This is a genomic window from Salegentibacter echinorum, from assembly GCF_900129445.1.
Lineage (GTDB): Bacteria > Bacteroidota > Bacteroidia > Flavobacteriales > Flavobacteriaceae > Salegentibacter > Salegentibacter echinorum.
On record NZ_FQVT01000003.1, the window covers coordinates 303,825 to 329,518 of the forward strand.

At 37.8% G+C, this 25,694-nt stretch carries 22 protein-coding genes; 7 read left to right on the forward strand and 15 right to left on the reverse strand.

The window, feature by feature from the left end; genetic code table 11:
- Positions 1–272: 272 nt before the first annotated feature.
- Genes BUA71_RS07335 through BUA71_RS07355 form a run of 5 tightly spaced genes read left to right on the forward strand, consistent with a single transcriptional unit; the run spans position 273 to position 5,107 of the window.
- Positions 273–566, forward strand: coding sequence for a hypothetical protein (locus tag BUA71_RS07335; RefSeq protein WP_175545941.1), 294 nt, complete (start codon positions 273–275; stop codon positions 564–566).
- Complete coding sequence (mutL, locus tag BUA71_RS07340; RefSeq protein ID WP_072878233.1) at positions 567–2,423, forward strand: DNA mismatch repair endonuclease MutL; 1,857 nt, start codon at positions 567–569, stop codon at positions 2,421–2,423.
- Positions 2,424–3,167 (forward strand): rhomboid family intramembrane serine protease, encoded by a 744-nt coding sequence (locus tag BUA71_RS07345; RefSeq protein ID WP_072878234.1) that lies wholly within the window; start codon positions 2,424–2,426, stop codon positions 3,165–3,167.
- On the forward strand, positions 3,167–4,084 hold the full coding sequence (locus tag BUA71_RS07350; RefSeq protein WP_072878236.1) for a rhomboid family intramembrane serine protease: 918 nt from the start codon (positions 3,167–3,169) through the stop codon (positions 4,082–4,084). Before BUA71_RS07345 ends, BUA71_RS07350 begins: the two co-directional genes overlap by 1 nt.
- The gene (locus tag BUA71_RS07355; RefSeq protein ID WP_072878239.1) at positions 4,085–5,107 is read left to right on the forward strand and encodes an endonuclease/exonuclease/phosphatase family protein; all 1,023 of its coding nucleotides are present in this window, start codon (positions 4,085–4,087) and stop codon (positions 5,105–5,107) included.
- A gap of 306 nt (positions 5,108–5,413) precedes the next feature.
- Here the strand turns inward: BUA71_RS07355 and BUA71_RS07360 are convergent, their stop codons facing one another.
- The 13 genes from BUA71_RS07360 to BUA71_RS07420 form a co-directional block, all read right to left on the reverse strand.
- The gene (locus tag BUA71_RS07360; RefSeq protein WP_072878241.1) at positions 5,414–6,058 is read right to left on the reverse strand and encodes a WbqC family protein; all 645 of its coding nucleotides are present in this window, start codon (positions 6,056–6,058) and stop codon (positions 5,414–5,416) included.
- Positions 6,059–6,065: 7 nt separating this feature from the next.
- Entirely contained in the window at positions 6,066–7,640 is a 1,575-nt protein-coding gene (gene lepB, locus BUA71_RS07365; protein ID WP_072878243.1) for a signal peptidase I, read from the reverse strand.
- Between the two features lie 69 nt (positions 7,641–7,709).
- Positions 7,710–8,423 carry a 4-hydroxy-tetrahydrodipicolinate reductase gene (dapB, locus tag BUA71_RS07370; RefSeq protein ID WP_072878245.1) on the reverse strand — a complete coding sequence of 238 codons (714 nt, stop codon included), beginning with the start codon at positions 8,421–8,423 and terminating at the stop codon, positions 7,710–7,712.
- Between the two features lie 2 nt (positions 8,424–8,425).
- Positions 8,426–9,007, reverse strand: coding sequence for a DUF5683 domain-containing protein (locus BUA71_RS07375; RefSeq protein WP_072878247.1), 582 nt, complete (start codon positions 9,005–9,007; stop codon positions 8,426–8,428).
- Positions 8,997–9,899, reverse strand: coding sequence for a ParB/RepB/Spo0J family partition protein (locus BUA71_RS07380; protein ID WP_072878249.1), 903 nt, complete (start codon positions 9,897–9,899; stop codon positions 8,997–8,999). The genes BUA71_RS07375 and BUA71_RS07380 overlap by 11 nt, the downstream gene beginning before the upstream one ends.
- 3 nt (positions 9,900–9,902) lie before the next feature.
- Positions 9,903–10,667 carry a ParA family protein gene (locus BUA71_RS07385; RefSeq protein ID WP_072878251.1) on the reverse strand — a complete coding sequence of 255 codons (765 nt, stop codon included), beginning with the start codon at positions 10,665–10,667 and terminating at the stop codon, positions 9,903–9,905.
- Between the two features lie 662 nt (positions 10,668–11,329).
- Entirely contained in the window at positions 11,330–12,211 is an 882-nt protein-coding gene (locus BUA71_RS07390; RefSeq protein WP_072878253.1) for an SDR family oxidoreductase, read from the reverse strand.
- A gap of 316 nt (positions 12,212–12,527) precedes the next feature.
- Positions 12,528–14,648, reverse strand: a complete 2,121-nt coding sequence (scpA, locus tag BUA71_RS07395; RefSeq protein WP_072878254.1) for a methylmalonyl-CoA mutase — start codon at positions 14,646–14,648, stop codon at positions 12,528–12,530.
- 20 nt (positions 14,649–14,668) lie between these two features.
- A complete protein-coding gene (locus BUA71_RS07400; protein WP_072878255.1) occupies positions 14,669–16,051 on the reverse strand; it encodes a methylmalonyl-CoA mutase subunit beta in 1,383 nt (460 codons plus the stop codon).
- 119 nt (positions 16,052–16,170) lie between these two features.
- The gene (locus BUA71_RS07405; protein WP_072878257.1) at positions 16,171–16,488 is read right to left on the reverse strand and encodes an FtsB family cell division protein; all 318 of its coding nucleotides are present in this window, start codon (positions 16,486–16,488) and stop codon (positions 16,171–16,173) included.
- Positions 16,489–16,724: 236 nt separating this feature from the next.
- Entirely contained in the window at positions 16,725–17,333 is a 609-nt protein-coding gene (gene udk, locus BUA71_RS07410) for a uridine kinase (protein WP_072878258.1), read from the reverse strand.
- An 88-nt stretch (positions 17,334–17,421) separates the two neighbouring features.
- Positions 17,422–18,606 (reverse strand): PQQ-dependent sugar dehydrogenase, encoded by a 1,185-nt coding sequence (locus tag BUA71_RS07415; RefSeq protein ID WP_072878259.1) that lies wholly within the window; start codon positions 18,604–18,606, stop codon positions 17,422–17,424.
- 343 nt (positions 18,607–18,949) lie between these two features.
- A complete protein-coding gene (locus tag BUA71_RS07420) occupies positions 18,950–19,678 on the reverse strand; it encodes a phosphatase PAP2 family protein (protein WP_072878261.1) in 729 nt (242 codons plus the stop codon).
- A gap of 427 nt (positions 19,679–20,105) precedes the next feature.
- On the opposite strand from BUA71_RS07420, the gene BUA71_RS07425 reads away from it, so the two are divergent.
- Positions 20,106–20,999: a TlpA family protein disulfide reductase gene (locus BUA71_RS07425; RefSeq protein WP_072878262.1), complete on the forward strand. Its 894-nt coding sequence runs from the start codon at positions 20,106–20,108 to the stop codon at positions 20,997–20,999.
- A 204-nt stretch (positions 21,000–21,203) separates the two neighbouring features.
- Here BUA71_RS07425 and BUA71_RS07430 read toward each other — a convergent pair whose 3' ends face one another.
- A complete protein-coding gene (locus BUA71_RS07430) occupies positions 21,204–22,697 on the reverse strand; it encodes an aminotransferase-like domain-containing protein (protein ID WP_072878264.1) in 1,494 nt (497 codons plus the stop codon).
- A 241-nt stretch (positions 22,698–22,938) separates the two neighbouring features.
- Between BUA71_RS07430 and BUA71_RS07435 the strand changes: the two genes are divergently transcribed.
- Positions 22,939–24,816, forward strand: a complete 1,878-nt coding sequence (locus BUA71_RS07435) for a TonB-dependent receptor plug domain-containing protein (RefSeq protein WP_072878265.1) — start codon at positions 22,939–22,941, stop codon at positions 24,814–24,816.
- Positions 24,817–24,906: 90 nt separating this feature from the next.
- Here the strand turns inward: BUA71_RS07435 and BUA71_RS07440 are convergent, their stop codons facing one another.
- The gene (locus BUA71_RS07440; RefSeq protein WP_083572053.1) at positions 24,907–25,668 is read right to left on the reverse strand and encodes an MBL fold metallo-hydrolase; all 762 of its coding nucleotides are present in this window, start codon (positions 25,666–25,668) and stop codon (positions 24,907–24,909) included.
- Between the last annotated feature and the right edge of the window lie 26 nt (positions 25,669–25,694).

Consider the following 25,694-nt stretch of genomic DNA (forward strand, 5'->3'; position numbering starts at 1 on the left):
GCTATTATAGTTGTAATCAACTGTCATTCCGACGTAGGAGGAATCTTTTCTTATAGAATATAGTTTTTTTGCGGTAGTTACTCCAATTTAACCATGCGGTGAAGCATTCAAACTCTTTCATTTTTCCTTGCAGCCGAAGGCGATCTTGTTTCTTGAACTGGAATGTTGCTTTAAAATCGGCATTGTTCTTGCTTTCCAGTATTTAATCTCAGTAGTTTCGTTTTTCTGAAGCAATTTGAGTAAATTTGTTCTCGACAGTAAATCAGGCAATTTTGAAGATCAATTTTTATAAAGCGCGAAAGAATAACCGGTATAATTATACCCCACGGTATTATAAAGGTAAAGACACGGGTAATATTTATAATTTTGACTCCAAATTTGCTAAATATAAAGAGACTACCAACTCTATAGATTTCGGTGCTCAGTGGGCCGATGTAAGAAAATCCAGTCGTAACCGTGGTAATCGTGAAATTAATCGGCGTTTATTAATTATTATTTCGATCCTGATACTTGTTTTTCTATGGATCATTGATTTCGATTTATCCATCTTTTCCAACCCGCGTTAAATGGGAGATATCATTCAACTTTTACCAGACCATGTAGCCAACCAAATTGCTGCCGGGGAAGTGGTGCAACGCCCTGCTTCGGTGATTAAGGAACTGGTTGAAAATGCTATTGATGCCGGTTCAAACTCTATACAGGTGGTGATTAAAGATGCCGGTAAAACCCTTATACAGGTAGTTGACAATGGCAAGGGCATGAGCCTAACCGATGCCAGAATGTCTTTTGAAAGGCACGCAACTTCCAAAATTAAACAAGCTGAAGATCTTTTTAAATTAAAGACCAAAGGTTTTAGGGGAGAAGCTCTAGCCTCGATTGCCGCAATTTCCCACGTAGAGTTAAAAACCAAACCCGATAATGAAGAAGTAGGCACTTTTATTAAAATTGAAGGTAGTAAACTTACCAGCCAGGATGTTTGCGTTTGTCCGCAGGGAACTTCGGTTAGCGTGAAAAATTTGTTTTATAATATCCCGGCACGACGAAATTTTCTGAAATCTGATGCCGTGGAAACCCGGCATATTATAGATGAATTCCAAAGGACTGCCTTGGCACATCCACAAATTAGTTTTTCGCTGGTACACAACAATAGTGAACTATTTCAATTACCGGAAACTAACCATAGACAACGAATTACAAATATTTTTGGCGGAAAAACCAATGAAAAGCTGGTTCCCGTGACCGAGGAAACCGAGATTGTAGAAATTTCGGGGTTTGTGGGGAAACCGGAATTTGCTAAAAAATCCCGGGGAGAACAGTTCTTTTTTGTAAATAACCGCTTTGTAAAGAGCCCATATTTAAATCACGCCGTGGTTTCGGCTTTTGAAGGTTTGCTGAAAGACAAATCGCATCCCAGCTACTTTTTATTCTTAAAAGTAGATCCTAAAAGCATAGACATTAATATTCATCCTACTAAAACTGAAATTAAGTTTGATGATGAACACGCACTTTATGCTATTCTACGAAGTGCCATAAAACATAGTTTAGGACAATTTAATGTAGCGCCGGTTTTAGATTTTGATAGGGATTCTAATCTGGATACGCCTTATGAATATAAAAATAAATCGGCAGAAGTTCCAGGCGTAGAAGTAGATCGCAATTTTAACCCTTTTAAAGATGAAAAATCTGGAAGTGGAAGTAACTTTTCTTCCGGCTTTAAAAAAGAGCGTGGTGAGAGTTGGGAAAGTTTATATACCGGTTTACAGACTGAGCACGAACTAAAACCCGATGCCGATTTTAAAGAAATCGAATTTGAAAGTGAAGAAGTTACCGGTAACCTGTTTAATAACAGCGACAGTAGCGAGGAGAAATCTACATTTCAGCTTCAGAAAAAATATATAGTAAGTACGCTAAAAAGCGGAATTCTGGTGATAGATCAACATCGCGCGCATACCAGGATTTTATACGAAGAATTGCTTAAAAATATTACCGTTTCGGCAGCGGTAAGCCAACAGCTGTTGTTTCCATTAAACCTTCAGTTTAATACACAGGAAATAGAAGTTATATCGCAACTTAAAGACTCGCTGGAGCAAACGGGTTTTATTTTTTCAGAATTAAAAAAGGATTCTGCAGAAATTGTTGGCATACCAACACTTATTTCTGAAAGCGAAGTGGCGATCTTGCTGGAACAACTTATCGCCGATTTTGAAAATGATGTACCCGATAACGGGTTTTCGCAAACAGATTTGCTGGCTAAGTCTCTTGCTAAGGGAATGGCTGTAAAATCTGGTACGCTTTTAAACAATACAGAGCAGCAACATATCGTTAACCGGTTGTTCGCTTGTAAAGAACCAGGCTTGAGCCCGACTAACAGGTCGGTTTTTGTAACCTTAACGGTAGATGAGCTGGATAAAAAATTTATGTAAATGGGAAGGATTACCGAAACTGTAAAAGTACTTTTAATTATCAACGTTATATTTTTTGTTGGTACCCAGTTTTTGGGAGATTATGCCTATCAGCTTTTCTCACTTTGGTTTTTTGAAAATGAAAATTTCAAGGTTTGGCAGATAGTTACGCATATGTTTATGCACGGTAGTTTTATGCATATTTTATTTAATATGTATGCACTCTGGGCGTTTGGAGGTCCTATAGAACAGATGCTGGGACAAAAACGTTTTTTATTCTTTTATTTCTCTGCGGGACTTGGTGCCGCTTTTTTACATACTTTAGTAAATTATATAAATTTTGAAAGTGGTTATAATGCCCTGTTAGAAGCGGGGATGAGTATGGGAAATATTGAACAGCTGTTAAAGACCGGGGAGTATAATACGGGTATTTTGAATTCGGTTTCCAAAGATACCCTGCAGGATTTATATATGAGTTATAATACCCCGGCGGTAGGAGCATCAGGAGCGATTTATGGAATTTTGGTTGCTTTTGGGATGATGTTTCCCAATGTTGAATTATTTTTATTGTTTGTACCAATTCCCATTAAAGCTAAGTACTTTATTCCTGTAATTATTTTAATAGATTTATTTTCAGGGGTAACGGGATATTCATTATTTGGTGGCGGAATCGCCCATTTTGCTCACGTTGGTGGTGCTTTATTTGGTTTTATTATGATGTGGTACTGGAAGAAAAATCAGTTTAACCAAAATCGTTGGGATTGATGAAAGGAGGAGATAAATTAAAATACAAATTGCAAACTGCGACTGTAGTAGAAAAGCTAATCGCGATAAACGTTTTTGTGTTTGTTCTCTTCTTTCTTTTTAGAACAATCGCTTTTTTATTTCAGTTACCATCAGATTTTTTGATGCAGTGGCTTGTTTTTCCCAAAGAACCGGGAGAGTTTATTTTCCAGCCCTGGTCTATAATTACCTATTCTTTTTTACACGGTGGGATATGGCATATTATCTCTAATATGCTTATTCTATATTTTTCAGGTATATACTTTCTCAACTATTTTTCTCCAAAACGCTTACTGAATTTCTACTTTTTGGGTGTTATTATGGGCGCTTTAATTTATATGCTTAGCTATAATCTGTTTCCGGCTTTTCAGGGAACTGGGCGGTCTTATCTCATTGGTGCTTCAGCCGGGGTCATGGCGGTTCTAGTGGGCATTGCCACGCAAGTACCTAATATGCGCGTTCGGTTGATTTTAATAGGCGGTGTGAAATTTTGGTATATCGCAGCTTTTCTGGTGGCCTTAGATGTAATTCAAATCCCCATGGGAAATCCCGGGGGACATTTAGCACATCTTGGTGGCGCAGCACTGGGGTATTTTTACACCAAACAACTGCAAAAAGGAAATGATATTGGCGCCTGGTTTGAGAGAATAATGGATAGTTTTGCTTCTTTATTCAGCTCTGGAAAACGCAAGCCGAAAATGAAAACGGTATATAGAAAATCTAATAGAAAGAAGTCTGCCAGTCAAGGAAGTGCTACTAGTGCGAGTTCCCCTAAAATGAATAAAACTGAAAAACAAAAAAGAGTAGATGCTATTTTAGATAAAATAAGTAAAAGTGGCTATGATAGTTTGAGCAAATCTGAAAAAGATTTTCTTTTTAAAGCTGGTAAAGAAGATTAAATGAAGAAGCTTAGCGTCCTGGATAAAATAATATTTGTTTGCAACTCTTTAGCAGCTACCGGATTACTGCTTTCTTATTTACTGGCGTTTATTCCGCCAAAATCTTTTCCATTACTTTCAGTTTTAAGCCTTGGAGTACCGGTTTTAATTTTAATAAATATTCTATTTCTCGCTTATTGGCTTATAAAGTTTAAACGGCAGTTCCTGCTCTCACTTATAGTGCTGCTTATTGGTTATAACTATGTGTTCAGTCTTTTTCAGTTTTCAGAAACTATAAATACTTCTGAAGAAGAGTTATCTATAATGAGCTACAATGTGAGGATGTACAACCAGTACGACTGGACCGACGAAGAACATATTCCAGAGAAAATAGTGAGCTTTATTCAGGAAAATGATCCAGATGTTTTGCTCACCCAGGAGCATACGGTAGATGTGACGAATTTAAAAGAGATTTATCCCTATCATTTCGTACACCGAAAGAATAAAAACTCTGAATTTGGGATGGCCATATTTTCAAAGTATCCTATGCTGAATAAAGGCTCCTTAGACTTTCCGCACGACGGAAATAACAATGCTATTTTTGCCGATTTAAAGATTAAAAATGACACGCTTAGAATTTTTAATGTGCATTTTCAATCCTTAAATGTAAAACCGGAAATTAAAGACTTAAAGGATGAGGATTCTAAAAAACTGGTGGGACGCATAGGGCAGGGCTTTAGTATGCAACAGGAACAGGCCGAAACGCTTAAAAAGAAAGTTGATAGCACCACTTATAAAACCATTATATCGGGTGATTTTAATAATACCGCCTTTTCTTATATTTACGAATATTTAAAGGGTAGCGAATACACCGATGCTTTTCTGCAAGCAGGTGCGGGTTTTGGAAAAAGCTTTCAGTTGAGCTATTTTCCACTGCGCATAGACTTTATGCTTATTGATAAATCTTTGCAAATTAATTCTTACAGTAGTTTTAATAAAGAGCTCTCCGATCACTATCCCATTATGACTCGAATTAAAATTTAATCGCAGGGCGATAGCCAAAAGCTTAATGCTCTTGAACCTGCCTCAAAACTCAAAATAAAAGATTCTTTTGAGAGTATACCTTGTGCCCCTGGTCGAGTTTATAGACTACCATCTTAATTTTAAAGTGTTTCACTTAAAACGAAGTTGCTTTTTTTGTTCTACGACGACGCTGTGATTAATTTGTATAGCACCTGTGCTGAACTTTGTCGAAGTATAGGAAATTATGAGCAACTTGTTCGCAGGCAGTCAGGGAAATTAGAGCGAAAAATGAACGAGCTTAAAGCCCTCCTTTGAATGTTTTTTGGTTTAAAACTCCTGCTTTTCTAGAAAACTAAGGGTGTTGGGGCCTTCGCTAAATAATAGATCCAAAATGCTTAGATTGGTTAAAAAGCCGTGTTTTTCTTCAAAAACCTGCGTGTATTTTTCAAAGTAGAACTCCCGTTTGCTTTTAGCATTAATTAAAAAGCGCAAGTCTTTCTTATCTTCAGGATGTCTTATGTATTCTGAAGTTTTGTTAAAATTTAAGTCTATCTGAAGCGCTTCAGCAATAAAATCTAAGCAGTGGTAATTAAAATCGAGTAAATGGGTAAATTTTTTGTGATACAGTGGGTATAGTTCATCTTCATAAAATTCAAAAAAAGGAGAAGTTTGATAAGAAGCTTTTAAAGCACGCCAATGCTGCGTTTGCCAGTCAAAGTCATTTTCAATTTTCACCTCTTTATAAAGCTGGTGTTTTCCGGCTTTTTTCGTTTCCCCGGTAATCGCCGAACGGTGTTTTATAGGAATATTCAGCAATAATTTACCATTGGAATCATAGATGTACATCCGGTTGCGATAGGTTTGCTTTTGATAATTATCTTCATTTTCGAAAAAAACATGATCGGCATTAACTAAGGCTATAAATTGAGAAATGGGACCAAAATAACCGGGATGCAATAAAATACTCTCCATAAGATCACTAAGATTCTTTTCTGCGTTTTTTAAAGTAATTAAAACCTACGGCAATCACCACAACTATAAGAAAATAGGGTAGGTAGGATGTAGGCGTAGCATCCCCTTTTACCGTGGTAAACACCCTATCCCATCTAATTTTATTAAAGAATCCATTAGCATTGGCATCCCAGCTCATCCAAATAAAAACGGGTTTTCCTACCACGTGATTTGCCGGCACAAAACCCCAGGTACGGCTGTCTTCACTATTATGACGGTTGTCACCCATCATCCAGTAATAATCTTGCTTAAAAGTGTAGGCGTCTGCAGCTTTTCCATTAATGAGCACCTGGGAGCCATTTAGGCTAATTTTATTTTCAATGCCAAGTTCACTGCCTTCATAAGTCTCGATAATGCGTTTATAAAAAGGCATGGACTGGGGAGTTAGCTCTACAGTTTTTCCTTCCTTCGGAATATAAATTGGCCCCATATAATCGTTGTTCCAATTTAACTTCCCGTTATTGGGGAAAATGCTGCGGTCTTTAGCGCCTAGTGAATCTGAGTAGCGCTCTATCTTTGCTACATTGGGATGGTTTTGAAGACGTTTATACGCCGATTCGGTTAAAGCATTTATCGCAAATTGATTGGTGTTGGGATTGTAGTAATAACCATCTGTGATATCAAATTCCTCATATAAATACCTGCGGTTAAAACCTTCCCCGTTGGTGACTCCTAAATAAGTATATTGGGGTTTAGCCCTGCCGGGAAGTTCTAAAGCTTTGCCGTTAATGATAACTTTACCGGCAGCCACTTTTAGGGAATCGCCCGGTAAACCAACCGCACGTTTTACGTAATTTGATTTTTTATCTATGGGTTTGTAATAATATTTCCCGTCGCCATATTGCTGAAAAGCGTTTACCGTATCTACCGGCCAGTTGAAAACAACAATATCGTTTCGTTCAATTTCTTCAAATCCGGGTAACCTTAAATAAGGAATCTGCGGTTTGGTTAAATAAGATTTTACCCCCAAAACAGGAATGGTGTCGTGAACCATAGGAAAAGCTACCGCCGTTTTGGGAAGTCGCGCTCCATAATGGAATTTACTTACAAATAAGAAATCTCCTACCAATAAGGTTTTTTCTAAAGAGGAGGTGGGAATGGTAAAAGGCTGCATCACATAAGTATGAACAATGGTGGCAGCGATCACCGCAAATAGAATAGAACTTACCCATTCCCCGGTAGCGGTGCGCGGTTTTAAACTGCGATCTTCAATATATTTTACATCTACTGCATAATTGATGTAATAAATATAAAAACCTAAAGTAACCAGCACCAACAAAGTATCTGTAGTGCTATGCCGGCCAAAGCTTCTAATAGTTTCTACCCAAACCACCGGAATAATGATAAGGTTTACAATAGGGATGAAAAGTAAAATTACCCACCACCAGGGACGATTTATAATTTTCATAAAAATCACGGCATTATAAACCGGAACTGCCGCTTCCCAGGCTTGTCTCCCGGCTTTTTTATAAAGTTTCCAGGTACCGGCGAAATGAATAACCTGTACAAGAAGGAAAAATAGAAACCATTGTGTAAATGTCATAATCTGTTGCTTTGCTTATTAGTAGCAATACTTAAAAAACGTTACTCGATAAATGAGGTTAAGAAGATATTAGAGGTGACTGGCCAAAACATCTTTCATAGTGAAAACACCTTCTTTGTCTTTTATCCACTCTGCAGCCAATACAGCTCCCAGGGCAAATCCCTGGCGGGAATGGGCGGTGTGCATAATTTCAATAGAGTCTATATTAGATTTATAAGAAACCGTATGCGTGCCATTTACATCATCAATTCTTTTTGCCATAATAGGAATCTCGTTCTCTGTAGCGTGATCTAATTGCCAGCGTTCTTTTCTATCATTTTCTGTAATAATATCTTGTGCCAGGCTAATTGCGGTTCCACTGGGCGCATCCTGTTTTTCAGTATGGTGAATTTCTTCAATTTCAATTTTATAATCGTCCATACCATTCATCATTTGCGCGAGTTTTTTATTCAGTTCAAAAAACAAGTTCACCCCAACGCTAAAATTAGAGGCGTAGATAAAAGCGCTATGTTCTTCTTTACAAATTTTTGTCGCTTTTTCATAGTCGTCTAACCATCCTGTGGTACCACAAACCACCGGAATGTTTTTCTTAAAACAGGTAGTAATATTTTTAAATGCGGCTTTTGGAACACTAAAGTCTATGGCGACATCAATATTCATTTTTTCTAATTCGTAATTAGAAATATCCTCTTCTAATTTTAAAACAATTTCATGACCACGGTTTTTTGCAATCTCTTCGATAGCCTTCCCCATTTTTCCGTAACCTAAAAGTGCAATCTTCATAATTAAAATTTATAATTTAATGATAATCCATACTGGGATTTTCCCGTATAATTATCCATTCTCATATTTGGCTTTAAGGTGAGGTCTTCACTTACATTAAACTGCTGTAAGTGTGCATCTACATTGGCGTCAATTATATTTAGAACATAAATTCCTGCCGTTACCAAAATTGATATCTCTTTATTTTTTCTGTAAACTTCCTGTGCTCTTATTAATGCGTCTGTAGATAACCTACCCAAAAACTCATCTTCCCGTCCCGCAAGCCTGGCTTTATAGGCATCGCGATAGCGGTTCCATTGGTCGTCGTTTTTAATATAAAAATAGATGCCAACTCCAAGGCCGCCATAAACTATTGGGATCTTCCAGTACCTGCCATTGTAGGCCTGGCCTAATCCCGGTAACACTGCCGAGTAAAAGGCAGCTTTTGCAGGAGCAAGCGCATTGTATGGCTTGTAGTCTTTATCTTTAGAAATAGTATCGCGAGCCACCGGTTCTTCAACCATTAGAGAATCCTGCTGCTGTGCACTAATTGTCCAGGCAAAGAACAACAGAAAGAATGTTAATAAGAGCCGACTATTCTTCACCCTGAATTAATTTTTTAAGCCGAATAAAATCTTCTTCGGAAGAAAAAGGGATGCTTAGTTTCCCAGATCCTTTCTTGGTGACTTTTACATCTACTTTTGCGCCAAGATATTCCGAAAATTCCTTGATGCCTTTTTTGTAGGTTTTAGGAACTGTTGCTTTTGAAGTTGTTTTAGAAGCATTGGTACCTTCATTTATTTCCTTTACCAATTTCTCGGTCTCTCTTACAGAAAGTGATTTTTGAATTATTTTTTCATAAATGTCCAGCTGCTTCTGGGGATTGGCGATATTAATAAGTGCCCGCCCGTGTCCCATACTCATAAATCCATCCCGCATGCCGGTTTGAATTATAGGATCTAATTTTAGCAAACGTAAATAATTGGCAATCGTAGATCTGTTTTTTCCCACCCGTTCACTAAGTTGCTCTTGGGTAAGGTTAATTTCGTCTATTAATCGCTGGTAAGAAAGAGAGATCTCAATAGGATCTAAATCCTGTCTTTGTATATTTTCCACCAGGGCCATTTCCAGCGACTCCTGGTCGTTGGCGATTCTAATATAGGCCGGTATGGTTTTTAAACCGACTAACTTTGAAGCCCGGTAACGCCGTTCCCCAGATACTAATTGATATTTGTCGAAGTCTAGTTTTCTAACCGTAATAGGCTGGATCACGCCGAGCTCTCTAATGGAAGAAGCCAGCTCTTTAAGGCTGTCTTCATTAAAGCTGGTCCTGGGTTGAAAAGGGTTCACCTCAATAGAATCTAATTCCAGTTCAACAATGTGTCCCACTAGTTTATCGGCGTTCTTATCTTCTGCCGATTGTATATCATTTTGAGGGTCTTTCAATAAAGCTGAAAGTCCACGTCCCAAAGCTTGTTTTTTAGTTGCCTTCGCCATCTTCTACGAGTTTTTCTTAATAATTTCTTCGGCCAGGCTTAGGTAATTGCTGGCTCCTTTACTACCCGCATCATAATTAATAATGCTTTCCCCATAACTTGGGGCCTCACTTAAACGTACATTTCGTTGAATGATTGTATCGAAAACCATCTCTCCAAAGTGTTTTTGTACTTCTTCTACTACCTGGTTGGAAAGTCTTAAGCGGGAATCATACATCGTAAGCAATAAACCTTCAATATCCAGTTTATTATTATGTATTTTCTGAACACTTTTTATCGTGTTAAGCAATTTCCCCAGTCCTTCCAAAGCAAAATATTCACACTGGATAGGAATTACAACAGCATCTGAAGCTGTTAGCGCATTAAGCGTCAACAAGCCTAAAGACGGGGCGCAATCTATGAGAATATAATCGTATTTTTCCTTAAGCGGCTCCACAACTTTTCGCAACATAGACTCCCTGGAATCCTGATCTACAAGTTCAATTTCAATGGCCACAAGGTCAATATGTGCCGGGATGATATCCAGGTTTGGAGAATTGGTTTTATGAATACAGTCTGCTGCCGGTACCGAATGTTCCAAAAGTTGATAAGTACCTAATTCTACCTCTTCCACATCAATTCCAAGTCCCGAAGTAGCGTTCGCCTGGGGATCTGCATCTATCAACAATACTTTCTTTTCAAGTACGCCCAAAGAAGCGGCCAGGTTTACCGAGGTAGTGGTTTTTCCCACTCCTCCCTTTTGGTTGGCAATAGCAATGATTTTACCCATTAAGTCTAAGTGATTTTTGAAGGGTAAAAATACAATTTATTACAGGTTTATAAAATGATTTTGTTAACAGCTTATACATAAAAAATACAACTGCATACAAACCCGCTATTTGAGACTTTATTTCTTAATAAAAAGAGTTTAATATAAAACGATTTTACAGAGTTTTTACCCGAATTTTACCTCATAAATTGTCCATAACTATAGCTTTATTTCGAGGCTTTTGCTTTTAACCACCAAGACAGGAAACCACTAAAATACACAAAGAAGTACTCGGTGTTTTTTGGGAATTTTGAAGTCTTTGTGGTTTTTTTTAAAAGAATATGTTGTTTTTTAAAAGATGCCACGAATGCACGAATAATTGAGGTTAATAGAATCAAGAACAAAGAAAAAAGAGTAAAGATTTGATAGACAAAATATGAGAAAACTTAAAATTGCTTGCAAATTGAACCAAAGTAAGTCCATAACAAGTATTTACTGGACAAATACTGAGTGAAAATCATATTTAATCATCTTCAATCAGCGTTATCTGCGTTCCATTTTAAAAGCTTCGATTCTAAATTTTTGTCACCAAACTGGAAACCACTAATATACACAAAGAAGCTCCTGGAGTTTTTCTTGATGTTTTAAAGTCTTTGTGGCTTTTCTCATACTGAATCAAAAAATCAATCGCCTTTCTTAGCTTTGATCATTGCTTCCAATTGATCCCACATTTCTTCGGGAATTGCCTCCAGTAAATTAAATTGTCCGGCACCTTTTAGCCATTCCCCGCCGTCTATGGTAATAACTTCACCATTCACATAAGCCGAAAAATCTGAAACTAAATAGGCTGCCAAATTCGCTAATTCCTGGTGTTCGCCCACACGTTTTAAGGGAACTTTTTTAGCAAGGTCAAACTTGTCTTTTAAATCTCCCGGTAGCAGTCTATCCCAGGCACCTTTGGTAGGAAAAGGCCCCGGAGCAATAGCGTTAAATCTAATTCCATATTTTGCCCATTCCACAGCCAGGGAGCGCGTCATCGCAAGGACTCCTGCTTTTGCTGTGGCACTGGGAACTACATAAGCCGAACCCGTCCAGGCATAGGTAGTAACAATATTTAAAACATTTTTTTCTTTCTCATCATTATCAATCCAGTGCTTGCCCAATGCCATCGTACAGTTTTTGCTGCCTTTTAAAACAATATCAATAATAGTATCAAAAGCATTAGCGCTTAAACGTTCGGTAGGCGAGATGAAATTTCCTGCGGCATTGTTAAGAAGAATATCCACACTGCCAAATTCTTGAATTACCTGGTCACGCATTTGTTCCACCTGTTCGTAGTGCCTCACATCACACTGTACTGCAAAACAGGTTCCGTTGGTAGCCTCTTCCAGGTCTTTAGCAGTATTCTGAAGTTTCTCTAGATTTCGTGACGTTATGGCAACTTTGGCACCAAGTTCCATAAAGTATTTACTCATTGCTTTCCCCAGTCCGCTGCCGCCACCGGTTACAATGATGTTTTTTCCTTTTAAGGCGTCGTCTCGAAGCATTTTTTCTGTGTAGTCCATAGTTTTTATCAGTTGTCGGTTATCTGTTGTCAGTCAGTTATCAGTTGTAAGTTTTGGTTTTGTCATTGCGAGCGACGCAGGAGCGCGGCAATCTTTTATTAGTTTAGTGTGTGACTTTTAGTATTTGATTTTTGTGCACGTTGTTTTTATAAAAGCATTATTATTTAACACTCTAAATCATCAACCTGCCAAAAGATACATGATACAATTGATATTTTACATTATTTCAAAGCTTTTGTTATTCACCGCCTACTGCCAACTGAGACTGCCAACTGCTCACTGCTCACTGAATACTGCAACTGCCAACTGAGAAAACTCATTGAATCAAAATCTCCAGCAGCTCTATTGCTGCGTCGCTAATTTTAGTTCCGGGGCCAAAAACGGCGATGGCTCCTGCATCGTATAGATATTGATAATCCTGTGACGGGATCACACCGCCTACAATTACCATAATATCTTCACGTCCCAGGTTTTTCAATTCTTCCAGTACTTGTGGTACCAGGGTTTTATGTCCCGCTGCAAGGGAAGAAACCCCAAGAATATGAACATCGTTTTCTGCCGCTTGTTTTGCAGCTTCCTTTGGGGTTTGAAAAAGCGGACCAATATCTACATCAAATCCCAGGTCGGCATATCCCGTTGCTATTACCTTCGCGCCGCGATCATGGCCATCCTGGCCCATTTTGGCGATCATAATCCTGGGCCTTCTTCCGTCCTGTTCCGCAAATTTATCGGCAAGGTCACAGGCTTTTTGAAAAGAAGTATTGTCTTTCATTTCTTTTGAATAAACCCCGCTAAAAGTTTGAATTTTTGCTCTATAACGACCGTAAACTTTTTCCAGGGCATCGCTAATTTCACCCAATGTTGCCCTGTGTCTGGCAGCTTCTACTGCTAAACCAAGCAAGTTTCCGTTTTCACTTTCAGCACAATCTTTTAGGTCTTTTAAAGCTTTATTTACTTTTTTGGTATCTCTTTTGTCACGTATTCTTTTTAGCCTTTCTATTTGCTGTGTTCTAACCGTTTTGTTATCGACTTCTAAGGTAACCAATTCGTCTTCTTTTTCCAGTCGATATTTATTATTCCCTACAATAATATCTGTTTCGCTATCAATTCGGGCTTGTTTTTTTGCTGAAGCTTCCTCTATGCGCAATTTTGGAATGCCTTTTTCTATCGCTTTGGTCATTCCGCCAAGCTCTTCTACTTCTTCAATGAGTTTCCAGGCTTTTTCGGCAATTTCATCGGTGAGTTTTTCTACATAAAAACTACCGGCCCAGGGATCTACGGTTTTGGTGATTTTTGTTTCCTCTTGTAAGTGTAGCTGTGTATTTCTCGCTATGCGTGCCGAAAAATCTGTAGGTAGCGCAATAGCTTCGTCCAGAGCGTTGGTATGCAAACTTTGTGTGCCCCCAAAAGCTGCCGCTGCTGCTTCAATAGAGGTACGTGCTACATTATTAAATGGATCCTGTTCGGTTAAACTCCAGCCGCTGGTTTGGGAATGGGTTCTTAAGGAAAGTGATTTTGGGTTTTTAGGATTAAATTGCTTTACCAGTTTAGCCCAAAGCATTCTCGCCGCCCGCATTTTGGCAATTTCCATAAAATGGTTCATTCCAATTCCCCAAAAAAAGGAGAGTCGGGGAGCAAAACTATCAATCTCCATTCCCGCATTTAAACCTTCCCGAATATATTCCAGGCCATCGGCCAGGGTGTAGGCCAGCTCAATGTCGCAGGTGGCACCGGCTTCCTGCATATGATAACCGGAAATACTAATGCTATTGAATTTCGGCATTTTTTGAGAAGTAAATTCAAAAATGTCTGAAATGATTTTCATAGATGGAGTAGGTGGGTAGATGTAGGTATTCCGCACCATAAATTCCTTTAAAATATCATTCTGAATAGTTCCGGAAAGTTGTTCGGGTTTTACACCCTGTTCTTCCGCAGCGACAATATAAAAAGCCATAATGGGTAGAACAGCTCCATTCATGGTCATAGAAACAGACATTTTATCTAATGGAATCTGATCGAAAAGGATCTTCATATCTTCTACTGAATCTATGGCGACCCCCGCTTTTCCCACATCGCCAACAACGCGATCGTGATCGCTGTCGTAACCCCGATGCGTGGGAAGATCGAAAGCGACCGATAGTCCTTTTTGACCGGCTGCGAGGTTTCTTCGGTAAAAAGCATTGCTTTCTTCAGCTGTGGAAAATCCCGCGTATTGCCTAATGGTCCAGGGTCGCCGCACGTACATAGTGCTATATGGGCCACGCAAATATGGCGGAATTCCCGCTGCAAAATTTAGATGCTTTAAATCTTTAATATCCTCTTTTGTATAGGAAGCTTTTAAATTAATTTCCTCGGGAGTTTCAAAAGCTTCGTCTGTTGGCCGTTTTCCTAATTGCGGCTTTATCAATTCTAAATCCTGAAGTTCTTTTCGTTGCATAGTCTGGTCTTTTGAAAAAATTAATCGGCTTTTTCCTGTTTTAAGCGTTCCTGCTCAAGGCTTTCGCTAAGTCGTTTTTCCAGGATAGGTTCCAGCAGCGTTTTTCTGGGATTTTGTTTTAAAAAAGGATAAAGCTCCAACTCATCTTTCATTTTATCCTGCTCATTTTCAAACTTATTGGTGCCCACCAAAACCAGTTCGCCATTATCAAATTGTTCCTGTTCTTTTTGGGCACTTTCTTTAATCTTTCGCTGTATTACGCCTTCTTTTAATTGTGTTAGAAATCCCCCATTTTTTTCGATCTCTTTAAAAATATCCAACGCGGCTTCAGCAAATTGCCTGGTGAGGTTTTCAATATAATATGCTCCTTCCGCAGCATTGGAAACCTTACCAAAATAAGCCTCGTGCTTTAAAACTAAAAGTTGATTGCGGGCAATGCGATCCCCAAATTTGTTGTTTTTATGATAAATCGCATCATAAGGCATATTGAAAATCGAATTGGCACCGCCCAAAATAGCGCTCATACTCTCGGTTGTGGTGCGCAACAAATTCACATTATAATCGTAAAGCGTTTTATTTCGTTTTGTAGGTTGCGCTAAAATATGACAGTTTCCAGGAATTTTATATGTTGAAGCCAAACTGGCAAACAACCATCTAAGAGCCTTGATCTTGGCAATTTCAAAGAAATAATTTGCCCCCGAAGCCGTAAGAAACTGAAGCTGAATGTCTTTAAAGTTTGGCTTCTCCTGTAAATGATTTAAATACTCATTGGCGTGCGCCAGGGAGTATGCCAGTTGCTGCGGAATTGTTGCCCCGGCATTTTGATAAAGCCTGCTATCTATACTTACAACCGAATTAAACTCATTTTGATTTGCGAAAATAGTGTCCAGAATTTCGTGATCTTTCTTAAGATTGTAAAACCAGTTACCAGAGCGAGCCAGGTTACCAATGATATCAATTTGTAGAAAAACCTGGTGTTTTTTATTCTTCAAATAATCTCGCAAACGTTTGAAATAAGCTTCAGATAGAAAATTAAAGTCCAGATAGATTATCGTTTTTTCAAGCGGGATATTTTTAAAGAGTGTATCTGGAACTACTTCTTCATTGGGAATTATAAACCAAAGACTTTCTGTGCCTTTTTCCAGCGCCTTTAAAGCTAAATGATTGGTTTTTTCTACCGAGCCTACAAAAAAGCGTTCACAAATATTCCAATCTTTGGGCGACGGCGTGGTCACGCTTTCTTTTAGGTCTTCTAGATGATAAAAAGGTTTTACCGCGATGCCGTCTAAGGAATTATAGATAAGCTTTTCATTGTAGTCCGCTCCTTTTAGATCAACCTGTATTTTTTGTTTCCACTCCTTAGCAGAAACTTCGTTAAATTCCTGAAATAAAGATGATTTCATAAGATCGTTTTTTACTCGATAATTGAGAATAGTTCCAATAGATATTAGGATACCTCAAAATCAAATATTTCTTTTATATAAAACCTCGTGGCTCATCCCGAGGTAGTTTATTATGATTACTATTCCCGAATAGTGTCATATTCAATGATGAAAATTTCTTCATCGGGACGTTTCATATAATATTGTTGCCGCGCAAATTTTTCAATTTCTACAGAATCCTGCAATTGATTTAACGTAGCTTTATCTTTTGTGATTTCCGTTTTATAGTAGGTGCGGTTGTTCTCCAATTCCTCAATTTCCTCATCTAATTCGTGGTGCACAAACCAGGAATTGCTATCCAGGAAAAACATCCAACCGGCAAAAATAAGGCTTAGTAGCACATATTTATTGCTAACAATTTTAAACCACTGCTTTTGTTTTAGTTCTTTTAAATTCACGGTTGCAAATTTCTGAAATTAGGTTGCAATAAATAAGCTTAAATTCACAATTATAAATTTATAAAGCTTTTTCGATTAAAGATGAACAAATAAGGATATACTTATCACTCGATAATCGAGATTTGCCATCGATAAATTAAAGATGTATGAAAACTCAAATAATTTTTTATTCAGCAGCTCGTCGCTTAGCTCGAAGTAATTTGTTTAAAACAACTTCGTTTTTTAAAGGTACAAAATTAGTCCAAACGATCTTTAATTATGGTTTGAACGATATCAACAGCCACTGTATTGTACCGATTGGTAGGAATTATGATATCGGCAAACTCTTTAGTAGGTTCTATAAATTGTTGGTGCATAGGTTTTAAGGTGGTTTGATAGCGCCATAAAACTTCGTCCAGATCTCTTCCACGATCGTTTATGTCGCGTTTTAGCCTTCTAATTAAACGTTCATCACTATCGGCGTGCACATAGATTTTAATATCGAACATTTCTCTAATATCGGGGTGGGTGAGAATAAGGATGCCTTCTACAATCACCACTTTTCGAGGGGCGATCTTAATTTTTTCTTCGGTTCTATTGTGCTCTTTAAAGCTATAAACCGGTTGCTGAACGGTATTTCCCGCCTTAAGCTGCTTAAGATGCGATACCAAAAGATCAAAATCTATAGATTTTGGATGATCAAAATTGGTTTTTACACGCTCCTCGAAAGCGAGATGACTAAGGTCTTGATAATAAGAATCCTGGGAGATAACAACTACTTCCTGGTTCTTTAGCTCTTCAATAATTTGATTTACCACGGTGGTTTTCCCGCTTCCGGTCCCCCCGGCAATTCCTATTATAAGCATCTTAAAAATTTTGGCGCAAATTTAAATATTTGCTTCAAAAAATATGTAAATATCGACTTTTATTGCTGAAAAATTATTGGAAGACAAATTACTGCTCCTCATGCGGCAGTAGCTTTACCACTCCCGTACCTTCTACAGCCACATAGATAAAACCGTTAGGGCCTTGCTGAACGTCACGAACTCTCCCCAGGCCGTCCAGTAATTTTTCTCGTTTTGTTACTTTATTACCGTCAATTTTTAAAAATTCTAAGTACTGAAATTTAAGCGAACCAACTAAAAATCCATCTTTTAGTTCAGGATATTTATTTGAAGTCACTTTTTCAAAACCACTGGGTGCGATGGATGGAACCCAGTAGGTAAGAGGGTTCGTGAATTTTGGTCCCGTTCTTTCTTCCGTGATTGTGGTGCCGTCATAATTTTCACCATAGGTTACTTCTGGCCAACCATAATTTTTTCCCGGTTTTACAATATTAATCTCGTCACCGCCTTTGGGCCCGTGCTCATTTACCCAAACTTCACCATCATTAAAAATCATCCCCTGCGGATTCCTATGACCGTAGGAATAGATCGCTTCTTTGGCGTTTTCTTCCCCAACAAAAGGATTGTCTTCTGGAATGCTTCCGTCTAAATTAAGTCGGTAAACTTTCCCGCCGTCTCGGGTAATGTCCTGGGGATTTACATCCCGGCTACCGCGGTCACCAATACTAAAAAATAAATGGCCCTTGTTGTCAAAAACAATTCTAGAGCCAAAATGCTGTCCTTTGGTGGTATTGGGTTCAGCTTTATAAAGATCTTCTCGGTTGGTGAGTTCCCCGTCTTTAAATTTGGCACGCATTAAGGCCGTGTTGCCACCTTCCTCTTCACCTTTTGAAGAGGCATAAGTAATATACACCCAGGAATTTTCAGCAAAATTTGGGGCAACTGCAAGATCGAGCAAACCACCCTGCCCCTGATTGTAAATTTCTGGAGCCCCGGTAACCTCTTGTTTCTTTCCCTCTTTTATATGATAGATTTTTCCGTTCCTTTCAGTAACTAGCATGCTTTCGTCTGGCAAAAAATCGAAGCCCCAGGGAATAGTGATGTCACCGGCCACAACCTCGTGTTCATAAGTTTTTTCTGGTAGAACTGCTTCTGGTTGTTCCGCCGGTATGGGATTGGTTTCCTGTTCGGTTTCCTTATCTGGTGTTGCCCTGGCAGTATCTTTATTCTTCTCGCTGTCGCCACAAGCGATAAAAAATAGTACTAATGCAGGTATTAAAAATTGTCTTTTCATCTGTTTATAATTTTAATCCCAATGTGGGAATTTGTCACAAGAATAAAATTATCTCCCTCCCGAATTGAATTAATGGGAACAAGTTGTGTGTTGCTAATTATTTGCGTCCAGCATCCTGCTGGTTTCATTGATAGATATTTATTCTTGAAAAATTTTTATTTCTGCCTTTGGTTGTTATTTATATACGTATTTCTCTTCTTATTTGCTTCAGACTATTTAGTAGTACCACAGACTACTTTAAATTGAATAAATTAATGAGAAATATGAAATACTTAAAACTAAGATAAAAAATAGTTTGATGTGACTACGTTATTTTAATAGAAAAATCTAACCTATAACAAATTTATATGGTAGGATCTCTCTTGAAAATAGTCATTAAATTAAATATAATGATGCAAAAAACCACCCAGATCAATCCGGCGATATAACCACCTGCGATGTCGGAAGGAAAGTGTACTCCCAGGTAAATTCTGCTAATTCCTATGCTTAAAATCAATAGAACCAACACGGCAATGATTAGGGATTTTAATGTTTTTCGCAGTGGAAACTGGGTAACGAGATAAATTAGAAAGCCGTAAAATGCCATCGCTGTCATGGCGTGTCCGCTGGGATAACTTAAAGTTTCTACGCTTACTAAATGTTCGGCTTCGGGTCTGGCCCTGTTTATAATTTTTTTCAGCAAAATATTAGAACCCAAAGCCAATACCATCACCAGGCATATTTGCAGGAAGTATTTCCAGCTTTTAAAAATCCAGTAAAAGAGGAGGGAGCAAAGTGTAAAAACAATGGCATAACCCCAGGTATCCCCAACATTGGTTACAAATACAAAATACTTGGTCCAGCCCGGGGAGCGATAATTTACCACCAGGTCACTAATACGGGAATCGTAGGTTGCCAGCGTTTCAGATTTTAGGTGTTCGGTAAGTTCAATAAAAAGGTTAAAACCGCCAATAAAAATAATTAAGGCAATAATGCAGGTAATGATATACGGCAATTTTTGATCGTATTTCTCTAAATAAACCGATAGGATTCTTTTAAGCTCCTTTAGGATAGTAATTAAAGTCTTACGCATAGGTCTGTTTGTTCAGTGTTTTGCTAAAATTTAGCTGTAAACGTAGCAATATATTTATTTTCGAAGTATTTTAGGGTTAAAAAGGAAGATTTATGATTTCAATAGGATTATGGTTTTGAAGAAGTTTGGAGTTCTAATCGAGTTTTTCTTTGAAAAATTTAGCTGTCTTTTTTTAAGAAAATTGAGAATAAAATAATGGAAATTGTTAGAATTTCAACGCCGATAATGCATATAAAAATGATTGAAATAACTGCACATGCGAAATAACAATCCCATAGAAAATAGTGTGGGATTTCAGTTAAACTGTTAAAGAAATATTAGTTTAAATCGAAAATTTTTCAAAATAGAATCATAAAGTTATTTTTTAGTATTTAAAATTAGTAGTAAGTTTGAGTCCAACTGCCGCTAACAAATCAAACCTCGCAAAATGCTTCAGCTTAAATTATTAATTACCATATTTCTGGGAATGGCACTCGTAGGATGTCAGCAGAATAAAAAGGATTTTTATAAAACTGCGGAATTGCAGAATGGTTTTCCTGAAATACTGAAGCCCCTGGAGAAGGATTTACCTTTCAACATTTTAAGTCACGCGCTTTTAGAAACCAAAAATGATTCGATTAATATTTACTTTGGTTCACTATCGCAAGGTGAACAAAAAGGAAATTGGATTGCTCTTGCCTCAAATGATCAAATTAAGCAATTTCGCTCTGTTAGCTTTAATAAAAATGTAAAGGATATTAGGGAAAATGATATCGATATGAATTTTAATAATTCAACAAATAGAATATCCTTAAGAGTTAAGGAGTTGGATTCCCTAAATAATAATATCACTTATTCCTGGATTAATAAATCCCGTTTGGCTGATTCACTAGAAGTTATAACAATAGATATGCCGCTTGCTAAAGGCAATGCGTTTCCAGCGATAGCCCTTAAGGATCTTGATGGTAAAAAATATGATTTTGATAATTCTAAAGATGATATTATTGTATTAAACTGGTGGGCTGTTTGGTGTGCGCCCTGCAGAAAAGAAATCCCAGGTTTAAATAAACTTGTTGATAAATACGCTAACAAGAATGTACGATTTATTGCAATTACAGATGATTCAAAAGAGAGTGTGAACGCCTTTTTAGAAAATAATCAATTTAATTATGATATCACTTTTATTTCTGAAGATACCAGGGAAATTTTTGGTAATTCCTATCCAAAAAATATTATTCTAGATAAATCGGAAAAAATAACTTTTTATAAAGATGGTGGAAATGAATTTGTTTGGCAGGAAATTGACCAACATCTAAAAGCTCTACAGCTAAAAGAAAATTAGATTCGGCTGATTTCACTTATGGAAAAAATCAGCTTGCTTCCACTTTTTAAAAGGTCTTCCTAATAAATTTACTTTTTTAAATGTATTCTGAATTAAACTTTTTAAAATACAATCTCTAAATTAGCGTATCTTTTGGCGTTCTTAAATTAGGAATATTGAAAAGGAGTTTTTTGGAATCGATCAATTTGTAGCCACTGGCGAAAATTAAGTAAAAGATTTTTTTCCTGAGCATGGCCTATTTGCCATCAGCTCAAAATATGCTCCAGCAAGTAGCTCTACTACTTCTTCCATTTCTGCCTGATTAAAATGGGCAAAACCCAGTCTTAACGCGGTTAACCGCCTGTTTTGATACAAACAAATCCCGGGAATAAAGACATCTTTTTCTTTAGCTTTTTCCTGCAGACGGGTTAAGGGAAAGAACTCTTTAAATTCAATCCAAAACGCTAAGCCGGCCTTAGGCACATCAAATTCTATTTTATCTTTAAAGTAAGTTTTTAGCAAGCCGGCGAATAGTTCTTTTCTTTCAGCAATCACTTTTTTAGATTTTCTTTGATATCTATGAATATCGCCTTGATGAATAATTTCACCCAGGGCTTTTTCCATCATCACATCGGGTTTTCCGTAGATATTCAAGTATTTGGCTGCTTCATGCAAAAGATCCTCTGGTGCAATTATAAAATTCATTTGAAATCCCGGTAGCAAAAATCTGGCAAAACTACCCAGGTAGATTACCCGGTTTCCGCCATTTTTTCGAAATAAAGATTCCTGTTTGTTTTTTGTTAATGAGAACTCAAAATCTGTATCATCTTCAATCACAATAAAATTATAACGCTCTGCCAAATCCAGTAATTGCGTTTTTCGTGTTTCAGAAAGTTGAACGCCTGTAGGATATTGACAAGTCGGGTTGAGGTACACCAGCCTTATTTCCCCGGCCTTAAAATTCTCTTCTATGAAATCTATATTCATCCCGTTTTCATCTACAGGAATGGTTTTTATCCTGGCACCAGCCTGACCAAGAACCATATTTGGCAAAAAATAACTAAGTTCTTCCACCAGAACGATATCCCCGCTATTTATCAATAAACGCGCAAGGATAGATAGTGCCTGCTCCATACCCGCTATGGGCAGTAGAAACTTCCTGGAGAGGTGAAATCCCCTGGTGATATTGAGATAATAACTTAATTGATCTTTAAAAAACACCTTATCTTTTGTGGAATTCAATAATACTCCGGTTTGTTTTTTTCTTTTTAATACTGAAGCGTAAAAACGAACCAGTTCTTCAGGTTTTACAATGCGGTAGTCTGCGGTGCCGTCGGTAAAAGAATAGCTGGAAATATTTTCTTCGGAAGGACTGTCTAAAATAAACTCTTTTCTAAAGTTATAAGTAGCTTTTTGGGGAGGTTGTTGAAAAACTTCATTCCGAACGGCTGAAACTTCAGGATTAGCGATAAAAACTCCAATATTAGGGCGGGTATTTATCCAGCCCTGTTCCTGTAGCTCGGCCAGGGCTGCAACAATTGTTTTTCTATGTAGCTTTAATTCTTTTGCGATTATCCTGCTACCTGGAAGTTGGTCACCACTTTCTAAAACCCTGCTTCTTACCGCGTTAATAAATTGATAAACAATTTGCATATATACCGGTTCTTTCTTTCGGCGATCTATATGGATAAAAGATGGAAAAGGAATATTAATTCCCATAGTTAACGTCATTGATGAGAAGTGCTTTTTATTGCGGATTAATCCCGAATTAGGGAAACTCATTTTTGAATATCAATCCCGTATTCTCGGGATAGTTGAACTTAATCGCTTTGGACCTTTTAGTAATTTTCATGAACAATCTGGATCAACCGGACTACTCATTATTTATAAATCGGACTACCAAAAATACTAATTTTATATGAATATTTGCACAGAAATTAGAATAGTAAGAATATAAGTTATGAAACGGTTATTAAATATTATTAGCTTAATCACACTCACAACCGGAATAGCACAGCAAAAAGACAGTCTTCCCAAGCTCGATGCAAACCGGCATAACCTGGAACAGGTAATTATAAAGGGAAACCGACTGGATACACCTTTTAATCAAAGCTCCCGTGATATCCAGGTAATTACCCAGGAACAAATTGCAGCTTTACCTGTTAGATCGCTCAATGAAGTTTTGTCCTATATAAATGGAGTAGATATTAGGCAACGTGGCCCGTTTGGAACACAAACCGATATCTCAATAGATGGCGGAACTTCAGAGCAAACTTTGGTGTTGGTGAATGGTATAAAAATGCTAGATGCGCAAACCGCACATAATATGATGAACATCCCGGTGCCTTTAAGTGCGATAGATCACATTGAAGTACTAAGAGGCGCAGCAGCGAGGATTTATGGTATTAATGCGCTTACGGGTGCGGTGAATATTGTGACTAAAAAAGATAGAAAATCCTCTGTGGTTGCAGATGTTCAGGCTGCAAGTTCATTTAAAAGCAAGGAAGAAGGTGATGGTTCAGGGATTTATGGTGGCGGTGCTGGTGAAGTTACCGGGATTTTTGGCACGTCCAGCCAAAGTCAGCTTTTATCGTTTTCTCATAGCAATTACAACGGGCAGCGATATAATTCAGCAGCAAAGAATACCCGGTTATTTTATAATGGTAATTATCGGTTTAATGATAATAATAGCATAACGGCACTGGCGGGATATGCGAAAAGTAGATTTGGGGCTAATGGTTTTTATGCGGCCCCCAATGATGTTAATTCCGAAGAAATTGTTGAGTCTTCTGTATTTAGTATCTCTTCAAAACATACCTGGGGTGATTTCACCCTTGCCCCCAGAATAAGTGATCGTTATGGGGAAGATGATTATCGTTTTTACAAAGATGATTTAAGTAAAGGAAGGTCTTTGCATTATACAAATGCACTAATGTTAGAATTGAATTCCAGCCTTAAAACAGGGATAGGAACTTTTGGTTTTGGCTGGGAATCGCGATTGGAAAAAATTAATAGCTCTAATATAGGTGAGCACAATCGTAATAACCACGGGGCTTATGCCGAATTAAAAAGCGGCCTGGGCGAAAAGATTCGCGGTACGCTGGGTGTTTATGCTAATTATAATACAGCTTTTGGCTGGCAGTTGTATCCCGGCCTCGACGTGGCCTATCTTGTAAATAAGCAATGGAAAATTGCCATGAATATTGGTTCCGGGCAACGAATTCCGTCCTTTACAGATTTATACCTGGATCAACGTCCCGGTAATGTTGGAAATGAATCCCTTGAACCGGAAAATGCGTGGAGTTATGAAGCTAATATGGAGTATAAAAAGAGGAGTTTTAGGTTTAAAGCAGGATATTTTTATCGGAATATTACCCATTTTATTGACTGGGTGAGGGCCGATCCTGCTACGCCTTATTCGCCAGTAAACTTTGGAAAGAATAAAGTGCACGGCATTTATGCAAGGGTGCAACAGGATTTTAATTTGGGACAACAACAGGCTATCGGCTATTCTGCAAGTTATAATTATATGAGCCCGTCGTTTGAAGCTTCAGATGATATCCAATCTAAATATACTTTGGAGTCGTTAAAACACCAATTTATTGCGGGAATCCATTATCGAAAGAAGAACTTTTCCTTTCAGCTTAAAAACAGGTTATTGCGACGGGAATTTGCCGATGCTTATAATATTACCGATTTACGCTTAAATTACCAGCTGCAAAAATTTACGATCTATACCGAAGCCACTAATTTATTTGATGCTGAATATAAAGAAGCCGGCGCTGTTCCTATGCCGTCACGCTGGTTTGTATTGGGTGCAAAGTTTCGTTGGAATTAGTTGTTTCAGTAGGCAGTCTCAGTACGCAGTTGGCAGTGGGTGAGTTATTTTAATAATAATTAATTCAGGAATAGCGATTAAGGGAATCCATTAAAATTTTTTTGGCATTTTTCGTAATGTTTTGGGAGCTCCAGAAACCGTAAATCTCATCGAATTCCACGAGTTCCATGATTTTTTTATTCTGGCAACTTCAGCAATAGATAGCGGTATTTTATTGGGATAGCTATACATCACGGCAATATGCTGCATACTTGGCGCGATAGAAAAAGTGTCACCACAAAGAAGTGCAGCCGTTTTTGAAAGTTTTGGCACCAATAATACAGAACAGGCGGGAAAATGTCCACCAATTTTTAGAATTCTCATACCATCCCATAATTGGTATGTTTCTCCCTGCCAATACCTAATCTTTTCACTTTTGTTAACTACCCATTTTTCATCCTTTTCGTGAAGATAAATAGGACAGTTAAAAGCATCTGCCCAGGCTTGCATATTAGAATAATAGTGGGGATGAGATATTATTATGGCTTTTAAACCACCTTTTTGTTGTATAAAAGTTTGTGCGGCTTCATCGAGCATAGAGATGCAATCCCATAGAACATTACCCCGTTCCGATAAAATTAGCAAAGCTCTCTGTCCTATCGCGAAATTGGGATTGATTATAAACTCATAAAGTTTATCTTTAATTTTCCTGATTTTAATACTGTGATGTCGCAGCAGGTTTTTGTCATCTGTCCATTCCTGTCCCGTTTGTGGAACATACTGCCGGTCGTCCTCGCAAATAATACAGGTATTTCCTGTAAAATTTTCGGGATATTTAGTCCCGCAAGTGACGCAAATTCTTCCTGAATTCATAACAAATCTTATTTTGAATTATACTT